Annotated in this window: 14 protein-coding genes; 13 read left to right on the forward strand and 1 reads right to left on the reverse strand. The window is 73.7% G+C overall.

What is annotated here, in order from left to right:
* Positions 1 to 299 precede the first annotated feature (299 nt).
* The 3 genes from AB0I91_RS35185 (at position 300) to AB0I91_RS35195 (ending at position 2668) form a co-directional block, all read left to right on the forward strand.
* Positions 300 to 1853 carry an extracellular solute-binding protein gene (locus tag AB0I91_RS35185; RefSeq protein WP_499640797.1) on the forward strand — a complete coding sequence of 518 codons (1554 nt, stop codon included), beginning with the start codon at positions 300 to 302 and terminating at the stop codon, positions 1851 to 1853.
* A 306-nt stretch (positions 1854 to 2159) separates the two neighbouring features.
* On the forward strand, positions 2160 to 2504 hold the full coding sequence (locus tag AB0I91_RS35190; protein ID WP_498779614.1) for a hypothetical protein: 345 nt from the start codon (positions 2160 to 2162) through the stop codon (positions 2502 to 2504).
* Positions 2501 to 2668 (forward strand): hypothetical protein, encoded by a 168-nt coding sequence (locus AB0I91_RS35195; protein WP_498779616.1) that lies wholly within the window; start codon positions 2501 to 2503, stop codon positions 2666 to 2668. Before AB0I91_RS35190 ends, AB0I91_RS35195 begins: the two co-directional genes overlap by 4 nt.
* Before the next feature lie 184 nt (positions 2669 to 2852).
* Here the strand turns inward: AB0I91_RS35195 and AB0I91_RS35200 are convergent, their stop codons facing one another.
* Positions 2853 to 4121, reverse strand: a complete 1269-nt coding sequence (locus AB0I91_RS35200) for a COG1470 family protein (RefSeq protein WP_498779618.1) — start codon at positions 4119 to 4121, stop codon at positions 2853 to 2855.
* A gap of 174 nt (positions 4122 to 4295) precedes the next feature.
* Here AB0I91_RS35200 and AB0I91_RS35205 point away from each other — a divergent pair, with 174 nt between their 5' ends.
* The 10 genes from AB0I91_RS35205 to AB0I91_RS35250 all read left to right on the forward strand — a co-directional run bounded on the left by AB0I91_RS35205 (position 4296) and on the right by AB0I91_RS35250 (position 16829).
* On the forward strand, positions 4296 to 4919 hold the full coding sequence (locus tag AB0I91_RS35205) for a helix-turn-helix transcriptional regulator (protein ID WP_499640799.1): 624 nt from the start codon (positions 4296 to 4298) through the stop codon (positions 4917 to 4919).
* 109 nt (positions 4920 to 5028) lie between these two features.
* On the forward strand, positions 5029 to 8076 hold the full coding sequence (locus tag AB0I91_RS35210; RefSeq protein WP_499640801.1) for a hypothetical protein: 3048 nt from the start codon (positions 5029 to 5031) through the stop codon (positions 8074 to 8076).
* Between the two features lie 16 nt (positions 8077 to 8092).
* The gene (locus AB0I91_RS35215) at positions 8093 to 8764 is read left to right on the forward strand and encodes a Pvc16 family protein (RefSeq protein WP_498779622.1); all 672 of its coding nucleotides are present in this window, start codon (positions 8093 to 8095) and stop codon (positions 8762 to 8764) included.
* Positions 8765 to 8834: 70 nt separating this feature from the next.
* Positions 8835 to 10910 (forward strand): AAA family ATPase, encoded by a 2076-nt coding sequence (locus AB0I91_RS35220; protein WP_499640803.1) that lies wholly within the window; start codon positions 8835 to 8837, stop codon positions 10908 to 10910.
* A gap of 259 nt (positions 10911 to 11169) precedes the next feature.
* The gene (locus AB0I91_RS35225) at positions 11170 to 12687 is read left to right on the forward strand and encodes a phage tail sheath family protein (protein WP_498779626.1); all 1518 of its coding nucleotides are present in this window, start codon (positions 11170 to 11172) and stop codon (positions 12685 to 12687) included.
* Positions 12688 to 12717: 30 nt separating this feature from the next.
* On the forward strand, positions 12718 to 13161 hold the full coding sequence (locus tag AB0I91_RS35230; protein WP_053717825.1) for a phage tail protein: 444 nt from the start codon (positions 12718 to 12720) through the stop codon (positions 13159 to 13161).
* Positions 13161 to 13619 (forward strand): hypothetical protein, encoded by a 459-nt coding sequence (locus tag AB0I91_RS35235; RefSeq protein ID WP_498779628.1) that lies wholly within the window; start codon positions 13161 to 13163, stop codon positions 13617 to 13619. The genes AB0I91_RS35230 and AB0I91_RS35235 overlap by 1 nt, the downstream gene beginning before the upstream one ends.
* Entirely contained in the window at positions 13616 to 13774 is a 159-nt protein-coding gene (locus tag AB0I91_RS35240; RefSeq protein ID WP_230568861.1) for a DUF6760 family protein, read from the forward strand. The genes AB0I91_RS35235 and AB0I91_RS35240 overlap by 4 nt, the downstream gene beginning before the upstream one ends.
* Positions 13775 to 15734: 1960 nt before the next feature.
* A complete protein-coding gene (locus tag AB0I91_RS35245) occupies positions 15735 to 16370 on the forward strand; it encodes a hypothetical protein (RefSeq protein ID WP_499640805.1) in 636 nt (211 codons plus the stop codon).
* A gap of 33 nt (positions 16371 to 16403) precedes the next feature.
* Entirely contained in the window at positions 16404 to 16829 is a 426-nt protein-coding gene (locus AB0I91_RS35250; protein WP_498779631.1) for a phage tail protein, read from the forward strand.
* Positions 16830 to 16835: the final 6 nt, after the last annotated feature.

Consider the following 16835-nt stretch of genomic DNA (forward strand, 5'->3'; position numbering starts at 1 on the left):
CCGGCCGACCTGCCGATCAGCTGACGATCCCGCGAAGTGGTGTCCCGGCCGGACGCCGATGCCCGCCCGCGGACCGGTGTCCGACCGGTCGAGGGCGCAAGGGCAGCAGGAGGACGGCCGCTCGACAGGGGCGACCCGAAGTGCGTTCACCGGCCGTCGTGCGGGGAATGCGATTTCCAGCCACCGTGGAATCATTCCCGCACTATTGCGGAAATTTGGTCGCATTCGAGATTCAGCTGTCGTTGACACCGTGCTGGAATCGGTGTTATCCCTTTTCACGAGCTCGGTCGGAGGGCGGAATGACTGATTCGACGGACCAACGGCGGCCCGGTTTCCGAGTTCCGCTCATCGTCCTGTTCGTCCTGGTGACCGCCGTGGTCACCTCGGTGTCGGCACGCCTGGTCGCGGACGTCGCCGAGTGGTGGCGGGCGGACGGCGTCCCCTACCTCGCCGCGACCGCGGTGATGCTGGTGCTGTCCAGCGTGCTGATCAACGCCCTGCCGCGCGCGGTGCGGGAGTTCTGGCAGTGGGAGGGGCCCTTCCCCGCCGCGGCGGACCGCGTCCGGAAGGCGTTGGGCAGGCCGCGGAAGGCGGTGGCCGTCCTGGTCACGGTCCTCCTCCTCGGCCTGGGCAGCTACGTGCTGCTGCCGCCGCCGCTGGAGGCCGGCGAGCTGGTCCTCATGACGGCGACGGACCTGAGTCCCCACGACCCGCGGACCACGGTGATCGAGCAGTGGAACGAGAGCCACCCGCGAAACCCGGTCATCGTCGAAACCGCGGCGGGCGAGACCGAGGAGCAGCACGAGCGCATGGTCAACGACGTCGAGGACGGCGGCGCGCACAAGGCCGACGTCTACCTCCTCGACGTGGTGTGGATGCGGGAGTTCATCGACCACGGCTACCTCCGCGAACTGGACCGGTCGAAGCTCGCCGGCGGCCTGGACGACTTCGTCGCGCCGGTCCGGCGCACCTGCGAGGAGGTGGGCGGACCGCTGTGGGCGCTGCCGCTCAACACCGACGTCGGGCTGCTCTACTACCGCACCGACGTCCCGGGCCTCGCCCCGCCGACCAGTTGGGACGGGCACTCCGGCGTCCTCGCCACCCAGGCGCTCGGCGGGCTGGAGGCGGCCACCACCGCGCAGTTCTCGGACGAGATGCTCATGGTCGAGGCGCTGGAGGCCATCTGGGCGGCGGGAGGCCGCGTGGTGACCGAGGACGGCCGCGTCAGGCTCACCCCGGACGGCAGCCAGGTGCAGTTCACCGAGGACGACTACGAGGGCATGCGCAACCTCAACGCGATGGCGACGGCCCCGCGCGTCGCCCTCTCCGACCCGCGACCCGAGGACACCACCGCGTCCCACGCCGTCGAGCAGTTCGCCGCCGGGCGCACGGCGTTCATGCGGAACTGGGCGGTCGCCGACGAGCAGCTGACCGACCTGCGGGACGAGCTGGACGCCAAGGGCGTCACCTTCCGCACCGCGCCGCTGCCCCGGTCGAGCGTGTCGGAGGCGAGCAGCGTGCTCGGCGGGCAGAACCTCGCGATCTCGGCGCACAGCGACAAGCCGAAGGCCGCGCAGGCCCTGATCCAGTTCCTCACCAGCACGCAGAGCCAGCAGATCCTCGCCGAGGTCGGCGGGTTCGCGCCGACCCGGGACTCGGTGTACGACCGGGCCGAGGGCGAGCACCTGGTGCAGGTGCGGACCGCGTTGCGCAACGCCGGGCTCCGGCCGGTCACGCGCAGCTACACCGAGTTCAGCCGGAGGTTCCGCGAGGCCGTCAGGGGCGTGGTGACCGAGCAGGACCGCATCTCCGACGCCGTGGCCCGGGAGTTGGCGGAGATCCTGCGGAAGTGACGGCCGGGTCGACCCGCTGACCGCGTCGACGCGTGCCCGGTGGAGCTCCGCGCGCTGTGTCGGTTCAGTCCGCCACCTGTCACCCGTTCGGCCCAGCACGCGGGCCGCCGAGTCGACCATCGCGAGGCACGTCCCGGGTACGGACGGGCAGACCTGCCCCGACGGACTTCCGGCGCGCCCGTGCCACGTGGTGGGCTCAAGCCGGCTCCCTGCCGCCGGGCGGACGGGGGTTCCGGAGGACCGGTACCGGCCCCGGTGCCGGTGCGGAGGTGCGAGGCGATGTGGTCCCATGAGGACGGAGGTCGCGTGGCGGACGGTTCCACGCCCGAGAGGTTCGCGGGCGACCTGTTCCTCGACCTGGCGGTCAAGGGGTGGCTGGTGGTGGAGCCGGCGGAGGCCGAGCGGGTCATCGCCGGCTTGGAGCGGACCCTGGAGGTCGTCCGGTCGCGGGCGCACCGGACCGAGGTGTCGAGGCGGCTGCGCAGCGCGGCGGGCGACGACATCGACCCGGAGGTCGACCGGCTCGTGGTCGACACGGTGTTCGCCGAGCAGATCATGGCGGGCTCGTGGGAGCGCGCGCTGGTCGAGCTGCCGAAGTACATCGAGGCGTTCCGGATGGCCGCCCGCAACGCGCCCCGGCGTGAGCCGTGACGCCCACGCCGAGCGACATCGCGTCGTGCGACCTGCGGTTCGAGCTGGGCGCGGCCGTGGAGGACCTCCGCCACTACCGGGAGACCGGTGACCACACCACGGTCGAGCTGATGCTCGCCTGGATCGACGCGCTGCTCGACGAGTGGAACCGCCGCGCCCGGTGAACCGCGCGGGACGGGCTCCACCGCGCACGAGCATCACCACGCACAAGTCGCGCCGCACAAGTCTCACCACGCACAAGTCTCACCACGCACAAATCCCACCGCGCACGAGTCTCGCCACGCACGAGTTCGCCGCGCACCACAACGGGTGCGCGGCGGTCACAGGAGCGACGACGCGAGGTCGGGGTCAGCCGGCGATGTCGCCCAGCTCGCCGCTGACGTTGAGCAGCTGGGCGCAGTTCGGCGCCTGCCGGCCGCTCGCCGGCGTGCCGGGCCGGGCGCAGTCGACCGTCGCGGTCACCGTGCCGTTCTCCGGGATGTCGATCGGCGTCACCCAGTGGTAGTCCTGGTTGCGGAACGTCTCCAGCGCGATCACGGTGATCGTGCGCTCCCCGAACGCGATCGTCAGCACGCCCTCGTCGCCCTGGTGGTTGGCCAGCACGATGTCGGTGATGTGGAAGACCTTGCCCGCGGGCACGACGTAGGTGCCGGTCGCGCGCTGACCCGCGTTCGCGCGGATCTCGATGGTGCCCGAGCTCTGCTCGCCGCCACCGCTCGTGCCGCGGCCCTGCCCCTGGCCCTGGCCTTGCCCCTGCCCCTGCTCGCCGGCGGGCTGTTGTTCCGACGCGCCGCCGGGCTGCTCGGCCGGCGCCTGCGGCTCGCCCGCCTGCGCGATCTCCTGGGCACGGCCGTCGGCCGCTTCCCGGGCGGCGCTGAGCACCGCCGGGCGCACCAGCAGCAGCCACGCCAGCAGCAGCGCCAACAAGGCGCCCAGCAGCGACAGCAGCCATCGGGACAGGATCGGGAGCTGCACCAGCTCGCCGGCCAGCTCGTGCTCGCGCCGCTCGTCGGCCGCCAGGGCCACCGCGTCCAGCCGCACCGGCCACACCGCGGGCTTGCCGAACCACAGCAGTTTCGCCACCCGGGCGCGCAGCTCCAGCTCGGCCTTCGCTCCGGGGTCCACAGTGGACGGCGCGGTGGACACGGCGACCTTCAGGTGGTCGTCGGCTTCGGGCAACGAGAGCGTCACGACGGTCGGCGTGTTGCCGTTGTTCCGCACCTCGACGCGGTAGCGCGCGCTGCGCCACGCGCGACGGCGCTTGGGGATCAGTCGGGCCCGCTGCTCCGCGAACGGTTCGATGATCACGGTCGTCTCGGTCACGACCGCCGACTCCGGCCGTTCGGCGGGCAGCACCCGCACGCCGAGCGGCACCTCTCCCGCGCGCACCTCGGGTGAACGCGGTGGGCGCAGCACTATGGCGACCTGCTCCGAGGTCCCGGGGTACAGCGACAGCCGTGCCGGTTCGACGGTGGTCCAGGGGGCGCACCCGCCCACCACCTCGAACTCGTACGCCTCGACGATGTCGCTGTCGTTGCGCACCGTCATCGTCGTGCTGGTCTCCTGACCGGGCGTGACAACCACGGTGGGGAGACCGAATTCGGTCGTTGTGGTCACCCGACGAACGGTAGGGACGCCGCCACCGGCCCGGACAGGGAGAAAAGGGCACTGTGCGGGCAAACCCGTGCACCGAAGGCCCCGCGCCGGTGCCCCGAAGCCCTCGCCCGGCCCACGATGGTCCGGACGAGGTCGCCGACACCGCGCGGTGCGGTCGTTCCACAGGAGGTTGTCATGACCAGGATTCCGGTGGCCGTGTACGCCGAGGACCCGGTGCTGAAGGCCGGCATCACGCACCAGCTGCGGCCGCGGCCCGAGGTCGAGGTGGTGCGGCCGGACGAGGAGGCGCGCGCCGCCGTGTCGCTCGTCGTCGTGGACCGGGTGGACGAGGAGGCGGCCCGGTTGCTTCGCCGGTTGAGGCAGTCCACCACCACGCGCGTAGGCCTGGTGGTGGGGCACTTCGACCAGGACGCGCTCCAGATCACCATCGACTGCGGGGTGACGGCGGTGATCCGGCGCGCCGAGGCGGACCAGGACCGGCTCGTCAGCACGATTTCCGCGCTGGTCAAAGGGGAAGCGGTGCTGCCCGGCGACCTGCTCGGCACGCTGCTCGACCACGTGGGCCGGTTGCAGCGCAGCGTGCTGGACCCCAACGGCCCGTCGCTGTCCACGCTCACCGCACGTGAGGCGGACATGCTGCGGCTGGTGTCCGAGGGCTTCGACACCACCGAGATCGCCGCCAAGACGTCGTTCTCGGAGCGGACGGTGAAGAACGTCCTGCACGAGGTCACCACCCGGCTGAACCTGCGCAACCGCGCGCACGCCGTCGGCTACGCCATGCGGCACGGCCTGATCTGAGTTGCCCGAACGGCCCGGGGTCGTGCCCCGACCGTGCCCGCCCGGACCTCCGCGCCGCGCGGTGGGCCGGCCGACGATTCCGGCACATGCCCCAGACGGAGGTGGAACCTTGTCGAGCTGGTTGCCGACCCGACCCCTCGCCACGATCGGCGCGGCGGTGGCGCTGAGCGCCGCGGTCGTCGCGGTGCACGACGTCGCCACGTCGGTGTCGGCGGCGGTGCTCCAGGACGACCCCGTATCCGGCCGGATCGCCTACGCGGGCACCGGGCACCGCAGCATCGGCGCGGTCACCGGTCCCGTGCCCGAGCAGCCGCGGCCGAGCGCGCCGCTGTTCGGCGCCGGACCCTCGCACCACGACGACCACGTCTCGGCGCGCGGCGGGCTGGTGGTGTTCACCAGCCTGCGCGACGGGCCGCAGCCGCAGGTGTACCTGCGCGCGGCCGACAGTTCGGTGCGCAGGCTCACCGAGGGCCTCGACGCGGGCCACCCCCGGCTGTCCCCCGACCTGCGGACGGTGGTGTTCGACTCGCGCGAGGACGGCGCGCGCGACCTGTGGCTGGTCGGCGTGGACGGCACGGGGCTGCGCAGGCTGACCGACACGCCGTCCGACGAGGCGTGGCCGACGTTCGCACCGGACGGCGCGAGCGTCGCGTTCTCCGGCGACCGCGACGGCGCGCGGGAGATCTACCGCGTCCCGGTGGGCGGCGGCCGGGTCACCCGGGTCACCGACGAGCCGGACGGCGACGCGGGCGAGCCGGACTGGAACCCGCGGGACGGCCGCATCGCCTACACCCTGGACGTCGGCGGCGTCCCGCGGCCGCGCGTGCTCGACGGTGGTCGGGTCGGCGCGCCGGTGCTGGGCGGCGACCAGGCCGGGTGGCGTGGCCGCTGGCCCGTCTGGCTGCCGGACGGCGCCGGTCTGCTGTTCCTCAGCACCGACCAGGTCTGCTCGTGCCCGGCCGACCCGAACGTCGAGAAGGTGTACCGGGTCGACACCGGCCCGGGACTGCCCGTCACGACCGCGCCCGGCCTGCTGCTGGCGGAGAACCGCGCGGTCACCTCGCCGACGTGGCTGGTGGACGCGCGCGGCGAGCACCTGCTCGTGGCCCGCACGACCGCCGAGACCTACTTCACCGCGACGCTGCAGGACGTCCGGCCGGACGGCTCCGACCCGCGCGACCTGGGCGTGCCGGTGCTGCGCGAGGACCCCGGGATCGCCGACGACCCCAACCTGCTGTTCCACCCGCGCGAGGGCTACGACCCGTGGACGCAGCGGCAGTCCTACTCCCCCGACGGCCGCACGATCGCGCTGAGCCGGTTCGAGGACGTCGACGGCCGACGGGTGCAGCGGCTGTGGCTGGTGGACGCCGACGGCGGCAACGCGCGGCGGCTGCCGGTCGCGGACCGGCAGCCGGCGGACTGGGAGTTCGACGCGGTCTGGTCGCCGGACGGCCGGTTCCTGGCGTTCGCCCGCCGCACGCCGGGCGGCGTGCGGCCCGAGGGCGGTGCGAGCCGCATCGTGGTCGTCGAGGCCGCGACCGGCGCGGTGGCGGGGCGGCTGACGCCACCGCCGTCCGCCGCCGACCAGGAGGACACCCAGCCCGCGTGGTCACCCGACGGCACGACGCTGGCGTTCACCCGCGGTCGGGTCTTCGACGGCCCCACCGGCGAGGTGCGCGACAACCACGTGTGGACCGCCCGGACCGGGACGCTGGACCGGCAGCGGGACGTGTCGGCGGCGGTCTGCGGGTTCGACTGCGAGGTGACCGACGACAGCTCGGTGTTCAGCCCGGACGGCCGCGCGTTGGCGTTCAACCGCGAGGCCGACGGCGTGCTGCTCGTGTCGTTGGCGGACAACGGGTGCCGCGTGGTGCTGCCCTCGGGGGCGAACACGTGCGCCACGCCGTTGACCGCGCCGCCTTCGGGGCCGTTCCAGCCCAGGGACGTGTCGTTCTCGCCCGACGGCGACCGCGTGGTGCTGACCGCGCGCCGCGTGGGTGACCTGGCGTCGCCGGAGGAGCTGGCGGTGGTCGACCTCGGCACGGGCGCGGTGCGGCGGATCACGGCCGACCTGCCGGGCAGGCAGAAGGAACCGACCTGGCAGCAGACGGTCGACCTGGCCGTCCAGGCGCCGGACACCACGCCGGACGCCGACACCGGCACGACCACGCCGGTGACGGTGACCGTGGTCAACCGCGGTCCGGCCACCTCCCCCGGCACCGGGTTGACCGTCGCCGTCCCGGACGGCGTGCGGTTGGCGGCGTTGCGCCCCGCGCGCGGCACCTGTGACGTGGCCGGGTTGCGGTGCGACCTCGGGGTGGTGGGGCCCGGTGCGTCCGTGGACGTCGTCGCCGACGTGGTGGGCGTGGTGCCCGGACGGCGGAGCGTCACCTGGTCGGTGGCGGGCGCCGTGCTCGACGTGCTGCCGTCCGACAACGCCGCGGCGACGGCGATCCCGGTGCGCGACCCGGTGGCCGGACCGCCGCCGCCCGCGCCGCCGCCCGCCGTGCCGCCGGCCGGTCCTTCGCTGGCCGTGGTGGTGCAGCCGGATCCGTCCTACGTGGGCGGACGGGCGACGGTGAGCTACACCGTGCGCAACGGCGGCGGCGCCCTGGCCACCGGGCTGCGGCTGGACTTCGCGCTGCCCGCGCAGGTGCCGGTGGCGGCCCTGCCGCCGGGGTGCGCGAACACCGGGTGCCCGGTGCCGGACCTGCCGCCGGGCGCGTCGCAGGTGGTGCAGGTCGTGCTCGCGCCGAACGCGCCGCTCCAGACCACCGTGCGCGGGACGTTGCGCACGACCGGCACGGACGCCGACCCGGCGGACAACGTGGCCGCCGCGCCGATGCGCGTGCTGCGGCCCCGGATCGAGGCCGTGCCGCCGATCGGCGAACCCGGTTTCGTCACGTCGGTGCGCGGCGTGGACTTCCCGCCCGGCGTGCCGGTGCGGCTGTCCTGGTCGCCCGGCATCACCGCGGCCGCGACGCCGACCGTGCCGCGCCCGGACGGCGGGTTCACCGCGCAGTTGCTCATCCTCGCCAAGGACCAGACCGGGCGGCGGACGATCACCGCCGCCGGAGCCGGTTTCGAGCCCGCCACCACCGGGTTCCTCGTCGTGCCCGGTTCCGTGGGGCCGCCCGACGAGGTGCGGCGCAGGTGACGACGAGGAGGTTGCCGTGATCCACGAGGTCGACGAGGGGATCCGCCGGCTGCTCCAGGCCGGCGGGGTGCCCGGCGGCGGTGGCGAGCTCGCGTTCGAGGCGCCTACCACCGACTGGACGGCACGGCGCAACGCGCCGACCGTCAACGTGTTCCTCTACGACATCCGCGAGGACGAGAGCCGGCGCAGCGCGGGCGACCTGGAGGTGTTCGAGGGCGGCGAGCTGGTCGGGCACCGCAGGCCGCCCCGCTGGTTCCGGCTGTCCTACCTGGTGACGGCGTGGACGAACCGGCCGCAGGACGAGCACCGGCTGCTGTCGGGGGCGTTGGTGTGCCTGGCGGGCCACAGCAGGCTGGCGTCGGAGTGGCTGACCGGGTCGCTGGCCGAGCTCGACCTGAGCGTGCTGCTGGAGTCGGGCGGCCCGGTGTCGGAGGGCCGGGCGGCGACGGACGTGTGGTCGGCGCTCGGCGGGCGGCTCAAACCGGCCGTCAACCTGGTCGTGACCGCGCCGGTGGCCGGTGTCGTGACCCCGCTCGCCCCGCCGGCCGCCGGCGGCCTGGTCCTGGTCGGCGGCCCCGAGGAGGACGCCCGCAGGCTGCGTTACGACGACGTCGCCGGCGACGGCGGTTTCGCGCCCGCTCGTGCCCGACCCGCCGACCGGCGGCGACGCGGCGGCCCGATCCGATGACGACGACGGCCCGCTCACCCGCGCGGACCGCCGTGACGCCCGGCAGCTATCGACAGGGTGGTGCGAACCGATGACCGTGACGACACCGACGGCGACGACGTCCGAGGCGCGGGACCTGGCCTACCTGTGGGCGAGGCTGGGCGCGGTCGAGTGGCGGGTGCGCCGGGCGGTCGCCCTGCGGCTGGCCGACGACCCCTCGCCGGACGACCCGCACCGCGGCCTCTACCTGACCGCCGACGCGGTCCGGCGCATCCTCGACGGGCAGCCCGAGCCGCTGCCGCCACCGGAGGCAGCCCCGGACCTCGACGTGCTCGCCGCGCTGGTGCCCGAGCCGGGCCCCCGGCTGCTGACCCTCGCGCGGCGGTTCGACCTCGAACCGGTGGACGTCGAGTTCCTGCTGGTGGCCCTGGCGCCGGACGTGGACGCCCGGTTCGAACGCCTCTACGGCTACCTCAACGACGACCTCACCCGCCGCCGGGCGACCGTGGGGCTGGCGCTCGAACTGTGCGGGCTGCCCGCGGCCGGCGCGGGGCGGTTCCGGTTCGCCGCGTCCGCGCCGCTGGTCGCGGCCGGCCTGGTCGAGGTGCGCGACGACGCGCTGCCCGCGTTGTCCCGGTCCTTGCGCGTGCCCGACCGGGTGGTCGCCCACCTGCTCGGCGACGACGAGCCCGACCCGGCGATCGGCGGCACGGCCCGCCTGGCGCCCGCGGGCGTCGACCCGGAGCCGTCGGCCGAACGGCTCGCCGCCGGGCTGCCGGCCGGCATCCGGTCGATCCACCTGCGCGACACCGACGGCGACGCGGGCCGGCTCGCGGTGGACGCCCTGGCCGCGGCCGGTCGTGACGCCGTGGTGCTGGACGTCACGGCGTTGGTCGACCGGCCGCACCCGCCGCTCGCGGAGGTCGTCCGGGAGGCCCGGTTGCGCGGCGCGGGACTGGTGCTCGGCCCGCTGGAACCGCTGCTGCCCGAACGCGCCCGGCTGATCCGCGACCTCACCGCGCTGGCCGGCGACGTGCCGCTGTTCCTGCACAGCCGGCGGCACTGGGACCCGCGCTGGACGCCGCACCCGGTGGTGTCGGTGCCCGTGCCGCCGCCGACCGCGGACCGGCGGGCGCGGCGGTGGGCGCGGGCGCTGGCCGACGTCACCGGCACGGCGGCCGATCCCGCGCTCGTCGCCGACCTGGCCGGGTACCGGCTGGGCGCCGACGAGGTGGACCGCGCGGTCACCGTCGCCGCACGTCTGGCGCTGCTGGAGGACCGACCCGTCGACCTGGGGCACGTCCGGGCCGGGGTGCGGGCCCAGAACGGCGCCGGGTTGGAGCGGTTGGCCAGGCGGATCACCCCCGGCGTCGACTGGGACGACCTGGTCCTGCCGGCGCCGACCCGGCGGCAGCTGGAGGAGCTGGTGCTGCGCGCCCGGCACCGGGAACGGGTCCTCGGCCAGTGGCGCATGCGGCCCGGCGGCGGCCGTGGCCGCGGGGTGGTGGCGTTGTTCGCGGGCGAGTCGGGCACGGGCAAGACGATGTCGGCCGAGGTCGTGGCCGGCGCGGTCGGCATGGACCTCTACGTGGTCGACCTGTCGTCGGTGGTGGACAAGTACGTCGGCGAGACGGAGAAGAACCTGGAACGGATCTTCACCGAGGCCGCGGGCGTGCACGGCGTGCTGCTGTTCGACGAGGCGGACGCCGTGTTCGGGAAGCGCTCGGAGGTCAAGGACGCTCACGACAAGCACGCCAACATGGAGTCGGCGTACCTGTTGCAGCGGATGGAGTCCTTCGACGGCATCGCGGTGCTCACCACCAACCTGCGGTCCAACGTGGACGAGGCGTTCACCCGGCGGATCGACGTGATCGCCGACTTCCCGGTGCCCGACTCGACGCAGCGGCTCGCGCTGTGGGACCGCTGCCTCGGCTCGCGGCTGCCCCGGGCGGACGACCTCGACCTGGCGTTCTGCGCCGAGCGGTTCGAGCTGGCCGGCGGGTCGATCCGGGCGTGCGCGGTGACCGCCGCCTACCTGGCCGCCGCCGCCGAGCGGCCGGTGCGGATGACCGACGTGCTGGCCGCCGTGCGGCAGGAGTACCGCAAGCTCGGCAGGCTCGTGCTGCCCGGCGAGTTCGGCCCGTGGGCGGAGACCGACCAGCTCTGACGACCCCGTGTGCCGACGAGCGCCCGCCCCGCCGCGGGCGCTCGTCGGCGTGCCCGGACCACGGCCGGCCGCACCGGCGCAACGGTCCGGCCGGCGTGCGGAACAGCGCGTCCTCAGGAGGCAGCGGCGGGAGCCGGACCGCCGATTGCCTGTTGGTGCAGCGGGAGTGCCCTCGACCGGGGCCCGCCGGTCCTGCCGCCGCACGCGTGCGCGGGCGACGCTTGTGGTGCCAGAGCGGAAGAGCAGACAAGGAGCGACCATGCCGCAGTACCTCTCGCCCGGCGTGTACGTGGAGGAGGTCCAGACCGGTGCCCGCCCGATCGAGGGAGTCGGCACCGCGGTGGCCGCCTTCGTCGGCTTCGCCGAACAGGGCCCCTTCCACCAGCCGACCCTGGTCACCAACTGGAACCAGTACGTGCGCGACTTCGGCGGCTTCACCGAGGACGCCTACCTCCCGCACGCCGTCTACGGCTACTTCGCCAACGGCGGTGGCGCGGCGTACGTGGTGCGGGTGGGTGGTCCGGCAGGCAACGGCGAGGACGTGCCCGCCGCGCCGGTGCCCGTGACGCTGGGCGGGCTGCGGATCTCCGCCCTGCCCGCCGCCGGCCCGGACGTCTCCGTCGAGGTCTCCGACGCCGACGGCGAGAACCCGCCGGAGGACCGCTTCAAGCTGCTGGTCCGCCAGGGCGACAAGGTCGTGGAGACCTTCGACGTGTCGACCCGCAGGAACCTCAAGAACTACGTGGTGACGCAGGTCGCCGAGCGGTCGAAGCTGATCGAGGTGACCGAGCAGTCCGGCACGGCGCTGACCAGGCCGGACAAGCAGTCGGTCCCGCTGCCCGCCGCGAAGGCGGCCGGGCCCGTGACGCTCGACGCGCAGGAGTACGTCGGCGACGCCGCGGCGCGCACCGGGTTCGGCGGCCTGGAGAACATCGACGAGGTCACCATGGTCGCGGTGCCCGACCTGATGAGCGCCTACCGGCGCGGCCTGATCGACCTGGAGGGCGTGCAGACCGTGCAGGCTGCGGTCGTCTCGCACTGCGAGCAGATGGGCGACCGGGTCGCGGTGCTGGACGCCCCGCCCGGGATGTCGCCGCAGCGCGTGCACAAGTGGCGGATGGAGGAGGCGAACCACGACTCCCGCTACGCCACCGTGTACTACCCGTGGATCAAGGTCTTCGACCCGGCGAGCGGCCGCAACGCGTTCGTGCCGCCGTCCGGCCACGTCGCCGGCGTGTGGGCGCGCAGCGACGCCGAGCGCGGCGTGCACAAGGCGCCGGCCAACGAGGTCATCCGCGGCGCGGTCGACCTGGAGGTGTCGCTCAGCAAGGGTGAGCAGGACCTGCTGAACCCGGTCGGCGTGAACTGCGTGCGCACGTTCCCCGGCCGCGGCATCCGCATCTGGGGCGCCCGCACGCTGTCGTCCGACCCGGCGTGGCGCTACCTGAACGTGCGGCGGCTGTTCAACTTCTTGGAGGAGTCCATCCTCCTGGGCACGCAGTGGGTGGTGTTCGAGCCCAACGACGACCGGCTGTGGGCCGGCATCCGCCGCAACATCACCGCGTTCCTCACCGAGCAGTGGCGTCAGGGCGCGCTGTTCGGCCGCACGCCGGACGAGGCGTTCTACGTCAAGTGCGACCGCGACAACAACCCGCCGGAGTCGGTCGACCTCGGCCAGGTGGTGTGCGAGATCGGCGTGGCGCCGGTCAAGCCCGCCGAGTTCGTGGTCTTCCGCCTCGCCCAGTTCTCCGACAACACCAGCCTCGTCAGCGAATAGCCCGCGGATCCCCGAAAGGCAGCACCAGTCATGGCAGACGGCGACGCACTCTCCACCCACATCTTCGGCCTCCAGCTCGGCGCGTACATGGTCGAGTCCTTGCAGGAGGTCAGCGGGGTGACGATCGAGGAGGACGTGGTCGAGATCTCGCAGGTGACCCCGCAGGGCAAGCCGTTGCTGCGCAAGCAGCCCGGCGCCCGCAAGGGCGGCGAGATCACGGTCACCAGGGGGATGGACAAGAGCAAGGAGTTCACCAAGTGGCTCAAGGAGACGGTGAACAAGGGTGACGTCGAGACGGCGCGCCAGAACATCACCATCGAGATCATGAACAGCAAGGGCGAGACCGAGCGGCGGCTGAACCTGGTCAACGGGTGGGTCAGCCGCTGGGAGGGGCCGTCGCTCAAGGCGGGCGAGTCCAGCGCCGCGTTGGAGAAGGTGACCATCACCTTCGAGGACATCACCCTGGAGGACTGATGAGGCGTCGGGTGATCGGGCTCGACTCGCTGGACGAGCTGGCGGAGCCCGCTGAGGTGGCACAGCCCGCCGTGGCGCGGGAACCGGCGCTGCGCACCGAGTTCGAGTTCGAGCTGCCGCGCGGTTACGTGGACGCCGACGGCGTGGTGCACCGCAACGGCCGGATGCGGCTGGCGACGGCCCGTGACGAGCTGCGCCCGCAGATCGACCTGCGGGTCAAGGAGAACCCGGGTTACCTCAGCGTGCTGCTGCTCAGCATGGTGATCACCGAGCTGGGCGCGGTGGACGAGGTGAACGTCGGCGTGGTGGAGCGGATGTACGCCACGGACATCGCGTTCCTCCAGGACTTCTACCGGCGGATCAACAGCGAGGGGCACACCCGCGCCGGGGTGACGTGCCCGTCGTGCGGCAGCGGGTTCGAGGTCGACCTGGCCGGTGGTCGCCTGGGGGAATCGTGACGTACGCGGCCGACCGGCTGCACGAGGAGGTCGCGTACGTGGCCTACCACTTCCACTGGGAACGAGACCGGATCCTCGACCTGGAGCACCACGAGCGCAGGCGTTGGGTCCGCGAGATCGCGCGCATCAACACCAGGGTGAACGAAGGGGGGTGACGTGATGGGCTTCTGGGACAGGTTCCGCCGCAAGGCCGTAGCGCCTACGCCGGCTGCGGCTCCCGCTGCGGCTGCGGCTCCGGCTCCTGGGTCCGATTCGGACGGTGGCTGGCGCGCGACCCGACCGATGGAGGGGGTGATCCAGCGCAAGGGCATCGCGGTGGGTGACGGACTGCGGTTCCGGAGCGGCCTGGCGGCTTGGCAGGACCACACGTTCAGCGGCGACCTCGGCCACGCGGTCCTGCCAGGCGCTCCGGTCGGTGTGATGCACGGCCTGGCCCGGCCCACCGGCGCACCCGGCGGCTACGCGGGGACGAACCACCTCACCGTCGCCCTGCCCGACAACCCTGCTGCGCAAGAATCCCCATCCCCGACCGACAGCTCCAGCACCACCGGCACGATCACCACCCCGACCACCAGCCCTACCGCCCCGGTCGGCAAAGTCGGACAGGTCGGCAAGGTCGCCCCAGTCGGCAAGGTCGCACAGGTCGGCCAGCCCGACCAGAAGCCAACGGTGGCACAGCGGTCGCCGGCCACCTCGAAACCGGCCGTCACGCAGTGGCGGACGGCCACTCCAAACCCAGCCACTCCAACCAACCCAGGCGCTCGGGTCACCCCAGCTACTCGGCCCGCCCCGGTCGCTCCGGTTGCTCGGCCCGCCCCGGTCGACCCGGTTGCTCGGCTCGCCCCGGTTGCTCGGGTCGCCCCGGTCGCCCCGGTCGCCCCGGAGCCGATGATCGCGCAGCGATCACCAGCCACCACCCCGATTTCCCCCGCCACCCCTGCCCCAACCTCCCGCCCCGCCGACCAGGTCGCCCCCACCACGGCCGCCGCCCAACCGGCCCTCGATCCAACAGCCGCGCAGCCGCCAACCACCCCGCTCACCTCGGCCACCCCGCTCACCTCGGCCACCCCGGTCGCCTCCGCCACCCCGCGCGCCTCCGCCATCCCGGTCGCGCCCCTCCTCCCGGTGGCGCAGAGGCCGACAATCGCGCAGCGATCACCGGCCACACCAGTCGTCTCGGCCACACCAGTCGTCCCAGCCACTCCAGCCGCCCCAGTCAGCCAAGCAGTCCAGACAGACCGAGCCGGCCAAGTCGCACCGGAGCCGACGAGCGCGCCGCGATCACCAGCCGGCCCGGTCTCCCTGCACCCGGTCGGCACCCCACTGACCGTGGCACGTCGGGACGTCACGCCACTGCGGCCCATCCCGATCGCCCGAACGACGAACAAACCGGCGGTGCAGCGCCGGGCCGTTCCCGATGCGGCACCGACCCGGACCGGGCCGACCGCCACCGCCACCGCCACCGCCACCGCAACCCCGGCCGCCGAGCCGACACCCACCCCGCCGACCGAACAGGCGCCGCTGGTCGGTCAAGCCGTGCAACGCGCCGAATCGCTACCGCAGCCCGGACCGCGACCCACGGCTGAGCCACCGATCGCACCGCCGGAACCGGGCGAACCCGCCGCTCCGGTGTGGCGCAGGTCAACCACGTCACCGGCGGACGCACCGACCGCCGCCACGCCCGCGCCACAGCGTGCGTCGCGGACTACGGCGATCCTGGGCGAACCGCTCGACCGCCTCCCCGCCGATGCCGTAGTCCAGCGCAAGCCGGAACCCGGACCGACGCCCGACAAACCACCGGCGCCCTCCCAAGGCAAACCAAGAACCGGACCGGTCCTGGGCGAGCCACTGGCGCGGATTCCCGCCAACGCCGTCCTACCGCACGACACCGCCGCCAAGCCGACCCACGAACCAGCGCGAACCGGCGAGATGGTGCAGCGCCGAGCAACACCACCCACCACGACCACCCCGCACCGGCCAATCGCCGACACCCCGAACCGCGAGACCGCCGGCAACCTGGACCGCCGACCTGCCGGCAAGCCCTCGGACCGCCAAGCCGACCGCACCGCCGCGGCCAGGCCACCGAGGTCCCCCGACCAGGCACCCCTGCCGGTCGTGCCGCTGACCCGCCCGACCGTGCAGCACCACCACCTCACCACCACACCCCTGCTCCCAGCCCGGCGGCCGCTGATCTCCCCCACCACCACCGACCTCCCGCCGAGCACCGCGAACCTGCCCCGAGCGGTCCCACTCCGGTGGACCTCCGGGGGTTCGGCGGCACGCCGGCCCTCGGGCAGCGGGAGCACCGGGCCCGACGTCCAACGCGCGCAGGCCAAGGGGGACGCGCGTAGGCACCCGGACCCGGTGCTGCCCGGTGCGAGACCCGCCAGAACCGGCCGGCCGGCCGTGGTCCGCCCGACGCCACCCGCCGACCCGACCGACACCGCGCACCAAGGGATCACCCACCCACCCGTCACCGCACCAAAGCCACCGACACCACCGGCACCACAGACACCGCCGAAACCGGTCCAACCGGCGCCGGCGATCCGCGTCACCACGAAACCCGCGCCCGTCCAACGCGTCGCCGAACGCACCACGACCCCGAAGCCCACCGCCGAACCGACGGGACCGGCCCACCCCGACCTCGACGACCTGGCCCGCCGCCTGCTCGAACCGGTCGGCAGGCTCCTGCGCGCCGAGCTGCGCCACGGCCGCGAGCGCGCGGGCCTGCTGCACGACCGCCGCCGCTGACCACACCCCGGGCCGACCAACCAGGAGGTACCGATGTCCGACACCCTCTTCGCCACCAGCGTCTTCTTCCGGCTCTCCATAGCGGGCAACGACCTCGGCGCCTTCCACACCTGCGACGGCATGGGCGCGCAGATGGAGGTGGAGCAGTTCGCCGAGGGCGGCAACAACGGCTTCGCCTGGCAGCTGCCCACCCGCATCACGTGGTCCAACATCACCATGACCCGTCCGGTCACGGCGGACACCGCCAAGGTCGTCAAGTGGCTCAACGAGGTCATCAAGAAGGTCGAGCGCAAGGACGGCGAGATCGTCGCCCTCACCCCGGACGGCAGCCGGATCGCGGGCTGGCAGGTGCAGGGCATCGTCCCGGTCCGCTGGCAGGGCCCGTCGTTCGACCCGTCGAGCTCCCAGGCCGCGGTGGAGACGTTGGAGTTCGCCCACGAAGGCATCGACGCGTCCTGAGACGAG

Origin of the sequence: Actinosynnema sp. NPDC049800 (genome assembly GCF_040656635.1) — a bacterium.
GTDB lineage: Bacteria > Actinomycetota > Actinomycetes > Mycobacteriales > Pseudonocardiaceae > Actinosynnema.

What these genes read in the sequence shown, in the direction of transcription:
- AB0I91_RS35220 (WP_499640803.1), top strand. Translation starts at nt 8,835, where the DNA reads ATGACCGTGACGACACCGACGGCGACGACGTCCGAGGCGCGGGACCTG.
- AB0I91_RS35185 (WP_499640797.1), top strand. Translation starts at nt 300, where the DNA reads ATGACTGATTCGACGGACCAACGGCGGCCCGGTTTCCGAGTTCCGCTC.
- AB0I91_RS35235 (WP_498779628.1), top strand. Translation starts at nt 13,161, where the DNA reads ATGAGGCGTCGGGTGATCGGGCTCGACTCGCTGGACGAGCTGGCGGAG.
- AB0I91_RS35230 (WP_053717825.1), top strand. Translation starts at nt 12,718, where the DNA reads ATGGCAGACGGCGACGCACTCTCCACCCACATCTTCGGCCTCCAGCTC.
- AB0I91_RS35225 (WP_498779626.1), top strand. Translation starts at nt 11,170, where the DNA reads ATGCCGCAGTACCTCTCGCCCGGCGTGTACGTGGAGGAGGTCCAGACC.
- AB0I91_RS35250 (WP_498779631.1), top strand. Translation starts at nt 16,404, where the DNA reads ATGTCCGACACCCTCTTCGCCACCAGCGTCTTCTTCCGGCTCTCCATA.
- AB0I91_RS35205 (WP_499640799.1), top strand. Translation starts at nt 4,296, where the DNA reads ATGACCAGGATTCCGGTGGCCGTGTACGCCGAGGACCCGGTGCTGAAG.